Source organism: Terrabacter lapilli (assembly GCF_039531305.1).
GTDB classification, from domain to species: Bacteria; Actinomycetota; Actinomycetes; order Actinomycetales; family Dermatophilaceae; genus Terrabacter; species Terrabacter lapilli.
This window is the reverse complement of sequence record NZ_BAAAPU010000007.1, coordinates 149148-162550: the sequence shown is the minus strand read 5'-3', so window position 1 is coordinate 162550 and position 13403 is coordinate 149148. Positions and strand designations below refer to the sequence as shown.

Sequence of the window (13403 nt, the reverse complement as noted above, 5' to 3'; positions counted from 1 at the left end):
ATGATCGTGCTGGCGTCCGGCAGCGGCCGTTGGGAGGACGTCGGGGAGTCGTGGGCGGTTGCCGAGGTCCTCGGGCGCAAGGGCATCCCCAACCGGGTGGACGACTGGGGCACGGCATACGACCACGACTGGCCCACCTGGCGGGAGATGCTCCCGCTCTACCTCGACGACCTGCTGCCGTGAGCGAGCGGCGCCGTAATCGCGTGCGTCACCGGGCCGGCGACCGTAGCGTCTTCCCATGGCTGACACGATGACCACCGTCTCCGGCGAGGCCACGGCGACGACGCCGTATGCCGTCCCGGCCGACCGCCACGACGTGATCCGGGTGCAGGGTGCACGCGAGAACAACCTGCGTGACATCACCGTCGAGCTGCCGAAGCGGCGGCTGACGGCCTTCACCGGGGTCTCGGGCTCGGGCAAGAGCTCGCTCGTCTTCGCGACGATCGCGGCCGAGTCGCAGCGGCTCATCAACGAGACCTACAGCGCCTTCGTCCAGGGGTTCATGCCCTCGCTCGCCCGGCCCGACGTCGACCTCCTCGAGGGGCTGACGACGGCGATCATCGTCGACCAGGAGCGGATGGGCGCCAACCCCCGCTCGACGGTGGGCACCGCGACCGACGCGAACGCCATGCTGCGGATCCTCTTCAGCCGCATCGGCACGCCGCACATCGGGCCGCCCACGGCGTTCGCCTTCAACGTGCCGACGCGGGTCGCGAGCGGGGTCATGAAGACCGACCGCGGCAGCCACACGGAGACCGCCGTGGTGCGCGAGGCGGTCTACCAGGGCGGCATGTGCCCGCGGTGCGAGGGGATGGGGTCGGTCAACGACTTCGACCTCACCGCGATCTACGACGAGACCAGGTCGCTGTCGGAGGGGGCGCTCCTCGTCCCGGGCTACAGCATGGACGGCTGGTACGGCCGCATCTTCGCCGGGGCCGGGCTTCCGATGGACAAGCCGATCGGGAAGTTCACCGACAAGCAGCGCGAGAAGCTGCTCTACGGCCAGCCCGAGCGGATCAAGGTCGAGGGCGTCAACCTCACCTACGAGGGGGTCATCAGCAAGATCCAGAAGTCGATGCTGTCCAAGGACCTCGACGCGATGCAGCCGCACGTGCGCCGGTTCGTCGAGCGGGCGGTCACCTTCACCACGTGCCCCGACTGCGACGGCACCCGCCTGTCGAAGGAGGCGCTGTCGTCGAGGATCCGGGGCAAGAACATCGCCGACCTGTGCTCGATGCAGATCTCCGACCTGGCGCAGTGGCTGCGGGAGCTGCAGGAGCCGTCGGTCGCGCCGCTGCTCAAGGGGCTGCAGCACCTGCTCGACTCCTTCGCCGAGATCGGCCTCGGCTACCTCTCCCTCGACCGGCCGGCCGGGACGCTCTCGGGCGGGGAGGCCCAGCGCACCAAGATGATCCGCCACCTCGGATCCTCGCTCACCGACGTCACCTACGTCTTCGACGAGCCGAGCATCGGGCTGCACCCGCACGACATCGAGCGGATGAACCGGCTGCTGCTCCAGCTGCGCGACAAGGGCAACACCGTCCTCGTCGTCGAGCACAAGCCGGAGATGATCGCGATCGCCGACCACGTCGTCGACCTCGGCCCGGGTGCCGGCAGCGGCGGCGGGCAGGTCGTCTACGAGGGCACCGTCGAGGGCCTGCGCGCCAGCGACACCATCACCGGCCACCACCTCGACGACCGGGTCAGCCTCAAGGAGTCGGTCCGCGAGCCGTCCGGGGCGCTGGAGGTCCGCGGCGCAAACACCCACAACCTCCGCGACGTCGACGTCGACCTCCCGCTCGGCGTGCTGTGCGTCGTCACGGGGGTCGCCGGCTCGGGCAAGAGCTCGCTCGTCCACGGCTCGGTCGAGGGCCGCGACGGCGTGGTCGTCGTCGACCAGGGCGCCATCCGCGGTTCGCGCCGCAGCAACCCGGCCACCTACACCGGCCTGCTCGAGCCGATCCGCAAGGCGTTCGCCAAGGCCAACGGGGTCAAGCCGGCCCTCTTCAGCTCCAACTCCGAGGGCGCCTGCCCCGCGTGCAACGGCGCCGGCGTCATCTACACCGAGCTCGGCGTCATGGCGACCGTCGAGTCGACGTGCGAGGAGTGCGAGGGCCGCCGCTTCCAGGCGGCGGTGCTCGAGTACGAGCTCGGTGGCCGCAACATCGCCGACGTGCTCGACCTGTCGGTGGCCGAGGCACTCGACTTCTTCGCCGACGGCGAGGCCCGCACGCCGGCCGCGCACAAGGTCCTCGAGCGCCTGGCAGACGTCGGCCTCGGCTACCTCACGCTCGGCCAGCCGCTCACGACGCTCTCCGGCGGCGAGCGGCAGCGCCTCAAGCTGGCCGCGCAGATGGCCGAGAAGGCCGAGGTCTACGTCCTCGACGAGCCGACCGTCGGCCTGCACCTGGCCGACGTCGCCAACCTGCTCGGCCTGCTCGACCGCCTCGTCGACTCGGGCCGGTCGGTCGTCGTCATCGAGCACCACCAGGCCGTCATGGCGCACGCCGACTGGATCATCGACCTCGGCCCCGGCGCCGGCCACGACGGCGGCCGCATCGTCTTCGAGGGCACCCCGGCCGACCTCGTCGCCGACCGCTCGACCCTCACAGGCCAGCACCTCGCGGCCTACGTGGGAGCCTGACCCGCGTGAGGGACACGCCTGACCTGCAGGGCGACCTGCGCATCGCCATCGTCGGCTTCGGTCTGCGCGCCAGCCTCGCCCGCTACGCCCACCGCCCGGGCGAGGGCAGCCGCGTCACCGTGGTCTGCGACTCGTCCGAGCGGGGCCGCGCCGACGCGACCGACCGCGTCGAGGGCGTACGCGTCGTCGACAGCCTCGACGAGCTGCTCGCTCCCGACGTGCGGGCCGACGTCGACGCGGTGCTCGTCCTGACCCCCGACCACGTGCACGCCGAGCACGCCGTCCGCACGCTCGAGGCCGGCATACCGACCTTCGTGGAGAAGCCGCTGGCGACGAGCGTCGCGGACGCCGACCGCATCCTCGAGGCGGCGCACCGCACGCGTACCCGCCTCTACGTCGGGCACAACATGCGCCACATGCCGGTGGTGCGGGCGATGCGCGACGTGATCCAGGCGGGGACGATCGGCGAGGTCAAGGCGGTGTGGGTCCGGCACTTCGTGTCCGCGGGCGGCGACTACTACTTCAAGGACTGGCACGCCGACCGGCGCAACACGACGGGCCTGCTGCTGCAGAAGGGCGCCCACGACCTCGACGTCATCCACTGGCTCGCCGGTGCCTACTCGCGCCGGGTCAGCGCGGTCGGGGCGCTCGCCGTCTACGGCGACATCACCGACCGCCGCGACAACTCCGACCGGCGGATGGCCGACTGGTACTCCCTCGACAACTGCCCGCCCACCGAGCAGCGCGAGCTCAACCCGGTGGTCGACGTGGAGGACCTCTCGATGGCGAACCTCGTCCTCGAGGGCGGCGTCCTCGCCTCCTACCAGCAGTGCCACTTCACGCCGGACTACTGGCGCAGCTACACCGTCATCGGCACCAGGGGCCGGCTCGAGAACTTCGGCGACGGCCCCGGCGCGACGGTGAAGGTGTGGACGCGCCGCACCGACAGCTACCGCGACGACGCCGACGAGGTCATCGAGATCCCGCCCGCCGACACCCTCGGGCACGGCGGGGCCGACCCGCTGCTGATCGCCGAGTTCGTCCGGTTCGCGCGCGACGGCGGCATGACCGACACCTCCCCGGTGGCGGCCCGCGAGGCCGTCGCCGCCGGTGCGTCCGCCACGGTGTCGCTGCGCACTGGCGGGCACCCTGTCGACGTGCCGACGCTCGACCCGGAGCTCGTCGCGTGGTTCGAGGGCGGGCAGGCCTGAGCCGTATCAGCGGCGCGGCCCGGGCGCTCTGACCGGAAGGTCCCGCCGGCCGGGTGGGGCCACCCGAGCAAGGACGGCTGGCATGGGCGTCACCGACGTCATCCCCCTCATCAAGGTCCCCGCGGCCTGGCCCGTGCCCGTCGTGGCGACGGTCGCCATGGTCAGCCTCGCCGGCCTCGACCTGCTCGGCGCGGTCCTCGCCAAGGAGTGGGCCCAGCACGGGAGCGTCCGGGCACTCGTCCTGGGCGCCGGCAGCTTCCTCGTCCTCTTCTGGGTGTATGCGTCGTCGCTGAGGTACGCCGAGCTCGCCCTCGTCACGATGGGCTGGGTCGTCATGCTCCAGGTGGGTCTCGTCCTCGTCGACCGCTGGCGCTACGGCGTGGAGCTGCCCGCCGGGAAGTGGGTCGCCATCGTGGTGGTGCTCGTCGCACAGGCCTACCTCGTGCTGGCGCCGGCCACGACGCAGCCGGGCGGCGTCGCGGGTGGTGGCCGCTAGACTGCCAGGCACGGACAGGGGTGCTCCGGTTCGCAGCGGTGCGCATGGGTACCCCGATTGCCGCACCCTGTGACCACCAGCCCCCGCGTTCGCGCCGACCGCCGGGCAGCCCGAAGGAAGCCCATGCGTCGACGTCCGGTCCGCCCGCTGGTGGTGGCGACCCTCGGCGTCCTCGCGCTCGGCCCGGTCGCCGCCTGCACCGCGGACCCCGACGCGCCGGGGCCGACCGGAGGAACCACCCCGCGGTCCACGCCGGCCGCCGCGAGCACGTCGACCGCCACCCGGCCGCTCGTCGTCGACGCGGTCTTCGACCACACGACGCTGGACCCGACGCAGCAGTTCAACCGCACCGGCGCGATGGTGAGCCACGCGCTCTACGCGACGCTGACGTCGCTCGACCCCGACGACCCGACGAAGGTGGAGCCCGGGCTCGCCGACTACACCCTCTCGCCCGAAGGCCGGTGGCTCACCTTCCGCCTGCGCAAGGGCCTCGTCTTCTCCGACGGCACGCCGATCACCTCCGACGACGTCCTCTTCACCATCGAGCGGGCCAAGGGCCTCGGCGGGCCGGTCTCCTCCCTGCTGGGCACCGTCTCCACGGTCAGGGTCGACGCGCGCACCTTCACGCTGAGCTCCCCGTCCGCGAACTTCGCCCTGCCCGCCGTCCTCGCCAACCCGGCGTTCGGCATCCTCAACAGCACGGTCGTCAAGGCCAACGGCGGCACGATCGGTCCGGGTGACACCGCCACCGGCTACCTGACCACCCACTCGGCAGGATCGGGCCCGTACGTCCTCGACAGCGTGCGCGGCAGTGCCGAGGTGCGCCTCGCGCCCAACCCGCACTGGACGGGGACCCGGCCGAAGTTCCCCGAGCTCGTCGTCCGCAACACGACGCCTCAGCAGCAGCTCGCCGACGTCCAGTCAGGCGACGCCGACGTCGCCCTCGACCTCTCGCCGTCGCAGGCGAGCGAGGTCGCCAGCGCCGGGCTCGACCCGACCGCCACCCCGTCGACGACTGCCGGCACCGAGGCGACCGCCGGCTCGCAGACGCCGGCCGTCACGGTCAAGACCATGCGGTCGAGCACCCTCGTCTACCTCGCGCTCGACCGCAACAAGGCGGTCAACGCCTGGACCGCCAACCCCGACTTCGTCGAGGCCGTGCGCCTCGGCCTCGACCGGGTGGCACTGGCCGAGGCCGCGTCGGGGTCGGAGCCGGCCGCCGGGCTCATCCCGGCCGGGATCGTCGGCGCCCTGAAGGACGTCGCGCCGCAGCCGACGCCGAGCGGGTCGTCCACGGCGGCCGGCTCGACCGGCACCCCGGCTCCCACGACGAGCACGAACACCGGGCCGGTGACGTCGGCGACGGGCGACCCCGCGACCCCGAGTGCGGTCGTCACGACGGGCGCGGACGGCATACCCACGCCCGTGGTGACGATGCCCGTGGTGCCTCCGCGCCACCTCGCGGCCGCGCGGGCGGCGCTGAAGCGCTCCGGGTACGCCGGCCAGCCGATCCCGCTGTCGTATGCCGCCGACCTGCCGATCCAGGGCATCCCGCGGACAGCGCTCGCGACGGCCGTGCGCGACCAGCTCGCCGAGGTCGGGATCAAGGTCAAGCTGAACCCCGCTCCCGCGCGCGACGTGGTGGCGGCGTACCGCGACGGACGCACGGCGTTCGGGCTGTGGAGCTGGAGCCCGGACTACCTCGACCCGGCGAACTACCTCGCGTTCGCCCCCGGCGAGCTGCTCGGCACCCGTGCCGGCTGGAAGCGCGGCGCCGACCCTGTCGTCGACGACCTGACGGAGGCCGCGAGCGCGTCCGTGGGCGACGACCGGGCGGGGGCGTATGCCGCGTGGCAGCTCGCGATGAACGCGCGCAGCCCCTTCGTGCCCCTCCTCCAGCCGGCGACGCGGGTCGCGAGCGGCGCCCGGGTCGAGGCGGCACCGGGCAACCCGGTGTGGACGCTGGACCTGGCCCGCATCCGCTGACTGCTCGTCGGGCGCGGGGTCGGTGACCGGCAGGCGAGAGCCGCCGCGCTCTCGCTCTCAGGCAGGACCCGGCGGCCCTTGTAACCCGGGATCAGGCGGGCACGGTGGCCTCGGCCTTGGTCTTCAGGTGCTCGAGGATTCCTTCGAGGAAGGGCTCGTGCTCCTTGACCATCATGTGTTCGATGGGCTTGCCCACCACTGGGACCTTCAGCTCCCATTCGCCCACGGCGGTCACCGTGGTGTCGCCGTCGGCAGCGTGGAACGTGAAGGTCCACGTCGGCTTCTCCGCGAAGAAGTGCACCTGCGCGACGATCCGCTCGTTGGGCACGACCTCGGTGTACTCGAGGCCGCCCTCGATGTGGAAGCCGAAGGCGTGCGAGAAGATCCTCGCCGATGTGCCGACGCCGTCGGGTTTGAGGTCGACATCCGCCAGGGCGACGTCCTTGGCGTGCCACAACTCGCCGATGTCCAACGCGATGTCGAACACGGTCTGGACCGGGGCGTGGATCGTGATGCTCCGTGTCAGTGTTGCCATTGATCTCACCTCCTCCCACTTTCGACGCTAGTTCGAGGCACGGGCGCGCACCAGAGGCGTTGGTCCTGCAAGGGGCTTTCGGCTTGCGTCTGCCGGGGCTTTCGACCTCAGTCGACGCCGTCAGTCGACGCAGAGGCAGAAGGGGTGCCCGGCGGGGTCGAGGAAGACCCGGAACGAGGTGCCGGGCTGGTGCTCGGGCTTCGTCGCGCCGAGGGCCAGGACCTGCGGCTCGGCCTCGTCGAGGTCCTCGACCATGACATCGAGGTGCATCTGCTGCGGCACCTGCTGGCCGGGCCACTGCGGCGGCGTGTGGTCCTCGACCTGCTGGAAGCAGATGCACTGGCCCGTGGTGTCGCGGATCTCGGCCCACCCGTCGGAGGCCTTGACCGGCCAGTCGAGCAGGGTGCCGTAGAAGGTGGCGAGCGCAGCGGCGTCGGGGCAGTCGATGACGAAGCTGGGGTAGCGGGCGATGGCCATGGCCCCGACGGTAGCGGCGTGGTGGCTACGCTCGGGAGGATGAGCAGCCGCATCTTCACCACGTCGTTCGCGTCGGTCTATCCGGCCTACGTCGCGAAGCTCGAGCGGAAGGGCCGCACCCGGGCCGAGCTGGACGAGGTCATCGAGTGGCTGACCGGTTTCGACGATGCCGAGCTCCAGCACCATCTCGAGGCCGGCACGACGTTCGAGGACTTCTTCTCCGCGGCCGAGCTGAACTCCAACGTCGGCCTCATCACCGGCAGGGTGTGCGGCGTGCGCGTCGAAGAGGTGCAGGACCCCCTGATGCGCAAGATCCGCTACCTCGACAAGCTCGTCGACGAGCTGGCCAAGGGCAAGCCGATGAAGAAGGTCCTGCGGGCCGAGGCGTGACCGGTCCGCAGCGGAGGAGGACCGGCGACTGCTAGCGTCCTGTCCGGGTGCCGTCCCGGTCATCGCAGTAACGGGCTGGGCGCGGCAAGCCGGCTCGCGAAGTCTCGGGTGTCCGGCTCGTCGCGAACGATCGGCAGTCTGGGGCCTCCACACGGGGGGCCTCGCTGACAGAAAAGGCACGACCAGTGGCAACAGGCACCGTGAAGTGGTTCAACAGCGAAAAGGGCTTCGGCTTCATCGAGCAGGACGGCGGCGGCGCCGACGTCTTCGTTCACTACTCGGCCATCGAGAGCGGCGGCTACCGCGAGCTGCAGGAGGGCCAGAAGGTCGAGTTCGAGGTGACGCAGGGTCCGAAGGGTCCGCAGGCCGAGAAGGTCAAGGGCATCTGACTCCAAGCGGTCCTGACACCCAGAATCACGGCGATCCCCCGACCCTTCGGTCGGGGGATCGCGGGTTCCAGCCCTCGTCCAGGGCCAGCCAGGCCGTCAGGTGGTCAGCGCCAGAACCGCCCGAGCCGCTCGGCAAGTGCTCGGCCCTGCTCATGGCCACCCCGCGCGGCCGGGAGGCGCGTCGACGGGTCGAGCGCGTTGGCGTCGAAGACCTCACCCGACCGGGCGTCGGGGAAGACGGTCTCGACCCTGCTGCCGGCCGCGCGCAGCTCCTCGACCTGGGTGGCCAGGTCCATGCCCCACCCGAGCGGCATGCGAGTGCGACCGCCGAACGGTGACATGACGAGCACCCGCTCGTAGCCCGTGGCGAGGTCGGCGTTCTCGCTCCGTCGGTAGCCGCCGTTGAGGTACGCGTGGTCGCCGATGCGGTAGGGCGTCATCGACGAGGTGCTGGCGGCGACGGCATCCACGAGGTCGACGCCGCTGCGGCGGTCGAAGACGACGGGCTCCCCGGTCAGGGCATCGACGGCCGTGATGAGCACGGCCTGCGCCGGCCAGTCGAGGCTGGGCAGCCGAGCCGCGACGATGTCGCGCCAGCGGCGGCTCGCCTCACCTCCGGAGGTGTCCCTCTCGAGTGCCGCCGCACCCATCCGGCGGCGCATGTCCGACGGGTCGTGCGACGCCGCGATGATCCGGTCCGACCAGGCCAGGTAGTCGGGCCCGGAGAGCTGCCGGGCGCGCCCGCTGCCCTGCCGGGCCCCGCCGGGAGGTGCCGGGGGCACCTCGGCGAGCACGGCGGCATACAGCTCGTGGGGCCTCGTCCCGGAGCTGACCTGCGCGGCGACCGTCGACCCGGCCGAGGTCCCGATGATGACGTCGGCGTCGGTGACGTCGAGCCCGGCGTCGGCCAGCCCGGCGATGAGGCCGAGCTGCCAGGCGTTGCCGGCCGCGCCTCCGCCGGCGAGGACCAGGGCGGTCGCGGCGCGCGAGGTCGGGGAAGGCGTGGTGGTCACCGGAACGCCGGCCGTCCCACGTCGCGCCGGGCAGCGAGTGGCCCCCGCAGGGAGCGGCCCAGGGCGGAGCCCACGAGCAGGCCGAGCGAGGTCGCCGGCGCCACCGCCTCGCGGGCGACGACCGGGCGCTGGTCGGACAGGTCCCGCGAGCCGGCGCCGTCGAGCAGCTCGGCCCGCGTCCGCGGGAGGCCGCTGCTCCCGCCGGGACCCGGCTTCACCGCCAGGACCTGGTTGACGCCGAGCCGGCTGGACCGGAACCCGAGCGCCGAGCCGGCCATGTAGAGCCGCCACACCCGCGCCCGGCCCGCGCTCGAGAGCCGCACGGCCTCGTCCCAGCTCGCCTCGAGGTTGCCCACCCAGGCGCGCAGCGTGTCGACGTAGTGCTCGCGCAGCGACTCGACGTCACGGACCTCGAACCCCGCCGACTCCAGCACGTCGACCGTCGTCGCGAGCGGGTGCAGCTCACCGTCGGGGAAGACGTAGCGGTCGATGAACGAGGTCCTGTCGCCCTTTGGGTCGCCGGGCGGACCGGGGCGGCGCGAGATCGCATGGTTCAGCAGACGCCCACCCGGCGCGAGGAGCGAGTGGAGGTGGGCGGCATACGTGCTCAGCTGCGAGCGGCCCACGTGCTCGGCCATGCCGATGCTGGCGATCGCGTCGTACGGCCCGTCGGGGACGTCGCGGTAGTCCTGGACGCGGATCTCGACGCGGTCGCCGAGCCCCTGCGCCTCGACGGCGGCGCGGGCGAAGGCCGCCTGCTCCTGCGAGAGGGTGACGCCCACGGCCGTCACGCCGTATGCCTTGGCCGCGTGGAGGACGAACGACCCCCACCCGCACCCGACGTCCAGGACGCGCAGGCCGGGACGCAGCCCGAGCTTGCGGGCGACGAGGTCGAGCTTCGCGCGCTGGGCGTCCTCGAGCGCGTATGCCGCCCCGGGCGCCTCCTCGAAGTACGCGCAGGAGTAGACCATCGACGGCCCGAGGACCAGGGCGTAGAAGTCGTTGCCGACGTCGTAGTGGTGGGAGACCGCCTTCGCGTCGCGGCCCTGCCCGTGCCGGCGCCCGGAGAGCCGGATCTCCTCGGCGGGCGGCCGGGGCGGCAGGCCCAGCGCACCGAGCCGCAGGGCGGCCCTGGCGACGGCGGCGACGGTGTCGCGTCCGACGTGCACGCCGGGTCCGCGGTCGGGGTCGGCCAGGGCGTCGAAGCGGGTCAGCGCGTCGAGCAGGTCGCCCTCGATCTCGACGTCCCCGGACACGTAGGCGCGGGCGAAGCCGAGCTCGTTGGGCGCCCAGACGAGGCGGCGCAGGGCGCGGCGCGAGGTGAAGTGGACCGCCACCGGGGCGTCCGCCGGTCCGGTCGAGCTGCCGTCCCAGCAGTCGATCCGCACCGGGACCTCCGTGCCGAGGGCGGCATCGACGACTGGTCGCAGCACCTGGGCGACGGTCATGCCCACCTCCCTACGTCGAGCAGCGGCTTCCTCTGCTCAGGGAGGCTAGACCTACGCGTGCCGGTCGGGGGCGGACTCGGGCTGCACGGACCAGTCCGCGGGCTCGTCGTCGGTGTCGGCGGCGGCGATGTCCTTGGTCTCGTGGACCTTCCCGGGGCTGTGGTGCTGCGGCGCGTAGACGGTGTAGAGCTGCATCGGCTGGTCGCCGACGTTCGTCACGTTGTGCCAGCTCCCCGCCGGGACGAGGACGCACCAGCCGTCGGTGACCGGCTCGTCGAACGTCAGCTGGTCCTTCGAGGGGCCCATCTGCGCGCGACCGTGACCACTGTCGAGCCGGATGAACTGGTCGGTCTCGGGGTGCTGCTCGAGGCCGATGTCGCCGCCGACCGGGATGGACATGAGCGTGACCTGCAGGTACTTCCCGCTCCAGGCGACCGTGCGGTAGCTCTCGTTCTCGAGAGTCTCGCCCTCGAGGTCGAACGCCTGAGGATCCGGGCCCACGTCTTTGATGCTCATGCTTCGACCGTAGTCTCGCGGCGACGGCAGCGGACCGCTTCCCGGACCATGGGGGTGGGATGTCTCGACGGCTCCTCGCGCAGCGACAGGGCTGCCTCCCGGAGCGGTCGACCGTGCTCGGGGAGGGGCTAGGGGGAGGGTGGACGTGGCGTCACGGTCTGGCCGCCCCACGTCTCCGGTGCGACGTCGACCAGGGTCTGGTTGAGCACCCACTGGTGCCCGAACGGGTCGTCGATCGTGGCCTGACGCTCGCCGTACTCCCAGTCGTGCGGCGGGTCGACGAGGACGGCTCCGCGCGCCACGGCCGTCTCGACGAGGGCGGCGACGTCGGCGACCTTGAGCATCACCTGGTGGGACCGTTCACGTTCCGGCGTCCGCCGACCGGGGCGGACCTCGGACAGGACCAGCTCGGCCGCCGGCGCGTCCGGCAGGCCGAGCTGCGCGCGATGCCCCTCGCCGATGCGGACGTGCTCGACGAACCCGAGAACCTCGGTGTACCAGGCCACGGCCGCCCGGACGTCGGACACGGTCAGGACAGGAGTCACACGCGCATGCGGCGCCGACCGGTTCATGAGCACGGAGTCACCCTAGAAGGCCGAGACCCCCTGCGACAGTCAGGCGACGCGGTCTCGGTGCAGCCGCAGGAAGTGCTCGAGCTTCCATCGCGACATCATCAGGCGCGGCAGCGTCTTGGCGGCGGCCAGCGCCTCCGCGCTGCCGACGATCGTCGGCTCGCTCACGGCATACGACACCCCCTTCCAGCGCACCGTGCCACGGCCTGCTGCCAGCAGGTTGCGCACCCAGTCGGTGCCTGGACCCCAGGGCAGACCGATGTACAGGGCGTCTGGTGTGGAGGCGGCAATTGCCACGGGTGTCGTGTACGTCCGCCCGCTCCGACGGCCCCGGTGCTCGACGGCAGCCCAGAGCGGGATGAACCTGGAGCCCGCCGCCTTGACGGCGAGCTGGTTGAACCTTCGCGCGGCCGCGGGAGGCCGCTTCGCGCCGGTGGTCATCTCTCCATCGTGCGCCCTCGGCGGCCGGTGGGAGAGCCCTCGAGCCGACCGAGTCCGGATCCAGCGAGGGCATGGGCGGCAACGACCTGCCGCGTTTTCACCGCCGGCCGGCTCCGGTGCACCAGACTCTCGCCCATGGGTGATCCACGAACCGAGAAGAGCGAGGGACCGGGCGGCGGCGCCTCGGCCCCGACCATCACGCCGGTGCTCGTCGCCGAGCTGCTCCCGGAGGGCCAGCGGATGCCGGTCTACGTCCACGTCATCGACCACCCCATGGGACGCGTGCTCGTCGACACCGGCCTGACGCAGCTGCACCCGGCGGTGGAGGACATGGATCCCCAGCTCACTCCGCTGAGCGAGCAGCCCGACTTCGACCTGGCCGGGATCGACGTCGTCGTCAACACGCACCTGCACTTCGACCACTGCGGCGGCAACCACCTCTTCGCCGGGAAGCCGGTCTACGTGCAGCGCGTGGAGCTGGACGACGCGCGCAGCGAGGACGACTACACGATCCGCGAGTGGGTCGACGCTCCCGGCGTGCAGTACGTGCCCGTGGACGGCACGCTCGAGCTGCTGCCGGGCGTCCGGCTCGTTGCGACGCCGGGTCACATCCGCGGCTCGCAGGTCGTGGTCGTCGAGACGGGCGGCCGACCGGTCGTCATCGCCGGTGACTCGGCTGTCTTCTTCGACGAGCTCGACGATCCACGCACCGAAGGCCAGCGGCTGATCCGGGCACTCGAGCCTCGAGAGGTCTGGCTCGCGCACCAGCACGAGCCGTGGCGCCCGTCGAGCGGGCCGGGTGCCTGAAGCGCGGATGGGCGTGGGCGAACCGGCGGAGGCCTCACGAGCCGGAGCGGAGCCGATCGGTGGGTCCCGGGTGCCAAGATGTGAGCGTGGCGTCAGACACTCGGATGGTGGCTCTGGGGTTCGGCACGTTCGCCCGCGCGGATCGCATCTTCGCCCTGGAGCGGATCACCGGCGAGGAACGCGGTGACGGCCGCCGCACCAGGGTCTGGATCGACGGCATCTCCGATCCCTTGATCGCCTCGAGGACCGAGGCCACCATCCTTCGAGACATGGGCCAGGAGGCTGCCGTGGTCGGCCCGGAGCTCGACGAGGCCCTGGACCTGGCCGCGCGCCTGGCGGCCGCCGCCGAAGAGGGTCGGGTCGATCTGAGCGACCTCGGTCGTCGAGCGCGACGCCTCCTTGCCTCGACGACCGGGTCTGCCGCCGCCCCGGGCAAGGCGGAGTGAGCGGCCGGTCCCTCGATGGGCAGGGCCCCGGT

General features: G+C 72.1%; 15 protein-coding genes and 1 pseudogene. 9 read left to right on the top strand and 7 right to left on the bottom strand.

Features of this window, described 5'->3' with window-relative positions; translation table 11 throughout:
• From ABD241_RS08655 to ABD241_RS08635, 5 genes and pseudogenes are all read left to right on the top strand, one after another.
• Positions 1–183: pseudogene (locus tag ABD241_RS08655) on the top strand (esterase family protein); the annotation flags it as partial.
• A gap of 67 nt (positions 184–250) precedes the next feature.
• Entirely contained in the window at positions 251–2644 is a 2394-nt protein-coding gene (locus tag ABD241_RS08650; protein ID WP_344063461.1) for an ATP-binding cassette domain-containing protein, read from the top strand.
• Positions 2641–3855, top strand: a complete 1215-nt coding sequence (locus ABD241_RS08645) for a Gfo/Idh/MocA family protein (protein ID WP_344063459.1) — start codon at positions 2641–2643, stop codon at positions 3853–3855. Before ABD241_RS08650 ends, ABD241_RS08645 begins: the two co-directional genes overlap by 4 nt.
• Before the next feature lie 82 nt (positions 3856–3937).
• Positions 3938–4351: a hypothetical protein gene (locus ABD241_RS08640; protein WP_344060631.1), complete on the top strand. Its 414-nt coding sequence runs from the start codon at positions 3938–3940 to the stop codon at positions 4349–4351.
• A 123-nt stretch (positions 4352–4474) separates the two neighbouring features.
• Positions 4475–6337 carry an ABC transporter substrate-binding protein gene (locus tag ABD241_RS08635; protein WP_344060628.1) on the top strand — a complete coding sequence of 621 codons (1863 nt, stop codon included), beginning with the start codon at positions 4475–4477 and terminating at the stop codon, positions 6335–6337.
• Between the two features lie 91 nt (positions 6338–6428).
• Here ABD241_RS08635 and ABD241_RS08630 read toward each other — a convergent pair whose 3' ends face one another.
• Together ABD241_RS08630 and ABD241_RS08625 are read right to left on the bottom strand one after the other, a co-directional pair.
• Entirely contained in the window at positions 6429–6872 is a 444-nt protein-coding gene (locus tag ABD241_RS08630) for an SRPBCC family protein (RefSeq protein ID WP_344060624.1), read from the bottom strand.
• A 120-nt stretch (positions 6873–6992) separates the two neighbouring features.
• Positions 6993–7349, bottom strand: coding sequence for a VOC family protein (locus tag ABD241_RS08625; protein ID WP_344060621.1), 357 nt, complete (start codon positions 7347–7349; stop codon positions 6993–6995).
• Between the two features lie 39 nt (positions 7350–7388).
• Between ABD241_RS08625 and ABD241_RS08620 the strand changes: the two genes are divergently transcribed.
• Both ABD241_RS08620 and ABD241_RS08615 read left to right on the top strand, forming a co-directional pair.
• A complete protein-coding gene (locus tag ABD241_RS08620) occupies positions 7389–7739 on the top strand; it encodes a DUF2200 domain-containing protein (protein ID WP_344060618.1) in 351 nt (116 codons plus the stop codon).
• A 185-nt stretch (positions 7740–7924) separates the two neighbouring features.
• Entirely contained in the window at positions 7925–8128 is a 204-nt protein-coding gene (locus ABD241_RS08615) for a cold-shock protein (RefSeq protein ID WP_142180378.1), read from the top strand.
• Between the two features lie 104 nt (positions 8129–8232).
• Here the strand turns inward: ABD241_RS08615 and ABD241_RS08610 are convergent, their stop codons facing one another.
• The 5 genes from ABD241_RS08610 to ABD241_RS08590 form a co-directional block, all read right to left on the bottom strand.
• Positions 8233–9141 (bottom strand): patatin-like phospholipase family protein, encoded by a 909-nt coding sequence (locus tag ABD241_RS08610; RefSeq protein WP_344060611.1) that lies wholly within the window; start codon positions 9139–9141, stop codon positions 8233–8235.
• Complete coding sequence (locus ABD241_RS08605; RefSeq protein WP_344060608.1) at positions 9138–10589, bottom strand: class I SAM-dependent methyltransferase; 1452 nt, start codon at positions 10587–10589, stop codon at positions 9138–9140. Before ABD241_RS08605 ends, ABD241_RS08610 begins: the two co-directional genes overlap by 4 nt.
• Positions 10590–10640: 51 nt before the next feature.
• Positions 10641–11105, bottom strand: coding sequence for a cupin domain-containing protein (locus ABD241_RS08600; RefSeq protein WP_344060605.1), 465 nt, complete (start codon positions 11103–11105; stop codon positions 10641–10643).
• A gap of 128 nt (positions 11106–11233) precedes the next feature.
• Complete coding sequence (locus tag ABD241_RS08595) at positions 11234–11650, bottom strand: VOC family protein (protein WP_344060602.1); 417 nt, start codon at positions 11648–11650, stop codon at positions 11234–11236.
• A 69-nt stretch (positions 11651–11719) separates the two neighbouring features.
• Positions 11720–12118, bottom strand: coding sequence for a nitroreductase family deazaflavin-dependent oxidoreductase (locus ABD241_RS08590; RefSeq protein ID WP_344060600.1), 399 nt, complete (start codon positions 12116–12118; stop codon positions 11720–11722).
• 135 nt (positions 12119–12253) lie between these two features.
• On the opposite strand from ABD241_RS08590, the gene ABD241_RS08585 reads away from it, so the two are divergent.
• On the top strand, positions 12254–12925 hold the full coding sequence (locus ABD241_RS08585) for an MBL fold metallo-hydrolase (protein ID WP_344060597.1): 672 nt from the start codon (positions 12254–12256) through the stop codon (positions 12923–12925).
• A gap of 86 nt (positions 12926–13011) precedes the next feature.
• A complete protein-coding gene (locus ABD241_RS08580) occupies positions 13012–13371 on the top strand; it encodes a hypothetical protein (RefSeq protein WP_344060594.1) in 360 nt (119 codons plus the stop codon).
• The last annotated feature ends 32 nt before the right edge of the window (positions 13372–13403 follow it).

Bases quoted from the DNA above. Each gene is read 5' to 3' on its own strand.
- ABD241_RS08590 (WP_344060600.1), bottom strand. From the start codon at position 12,118: ATGACCACCGGCGCGAAGCGGCCTCCCGCGGCCGCGCGAAGGTTCAAC.
- ABD241_RS08625 (WP_344060621.1), bottom strand. From the start codon at position 7,349: ATGGCCATCGCCCGCTACCCCAGCTTCGTCATCGACTGCCCCGACGCC.
- ABD241_RS08600 (WP_344060605.1), bottom strand. From the start codon at position 11,105: ATGAGCATCAAAGACGTGGGCCCGGATCCTCAGGCGTTCGACCTCGAG.
- ABD241_RS08620 (WP_344060618.1), top strand. From the start codon at position 7,389: ATGAGCAGCCGCATCTTCACCACGTCGTTCGCGTCGGTCTATCCGGCC.
- ABD241_RS08650 (WP_344063461.1), top strand. From the start codon at position 251: ATGACCACCGTCTCCGGCGAGGCCACGGCGACGACGCCGTATGCCGTC.
- ABD241_RS08635 (WP_344060628.1), top strand. From the start codon at position 4,475: ATGCGTCGACGTCCGGTCCGCCCGCTGGTGGTGGCGACCCTCGGCGTC.
- ABD241_RS08630 (WP_344060624.1), bottom strand. From the start codon at position 6,872: ATGGCAACACTGACACGGAGCATCACGATCCACGCCCCGGTCCAGACC.
- ABD241_RS08605 (WP_344060608.1), bottom strand. From the start codon at position 10,589: ATGACCGTCGCCCAGGTGCTGCGACCAGTCGTCGATGCCGCCCTCGGC.
- ABD241_RS08640 (WP_344060631.1), top strand. From the start codon at position 3,938: ATGGGCGTCACCGACGTCATCCCCCTCATCAAGGTCCCCGCGGCCTGG.
- ABD241_RS08585 (WP_344060597.1), top strand. From the start codon at position 12,254: ATGGGTGATCCACGAACCGAGAAGAGCGAGGGACCGGGCGGCGGCGCC.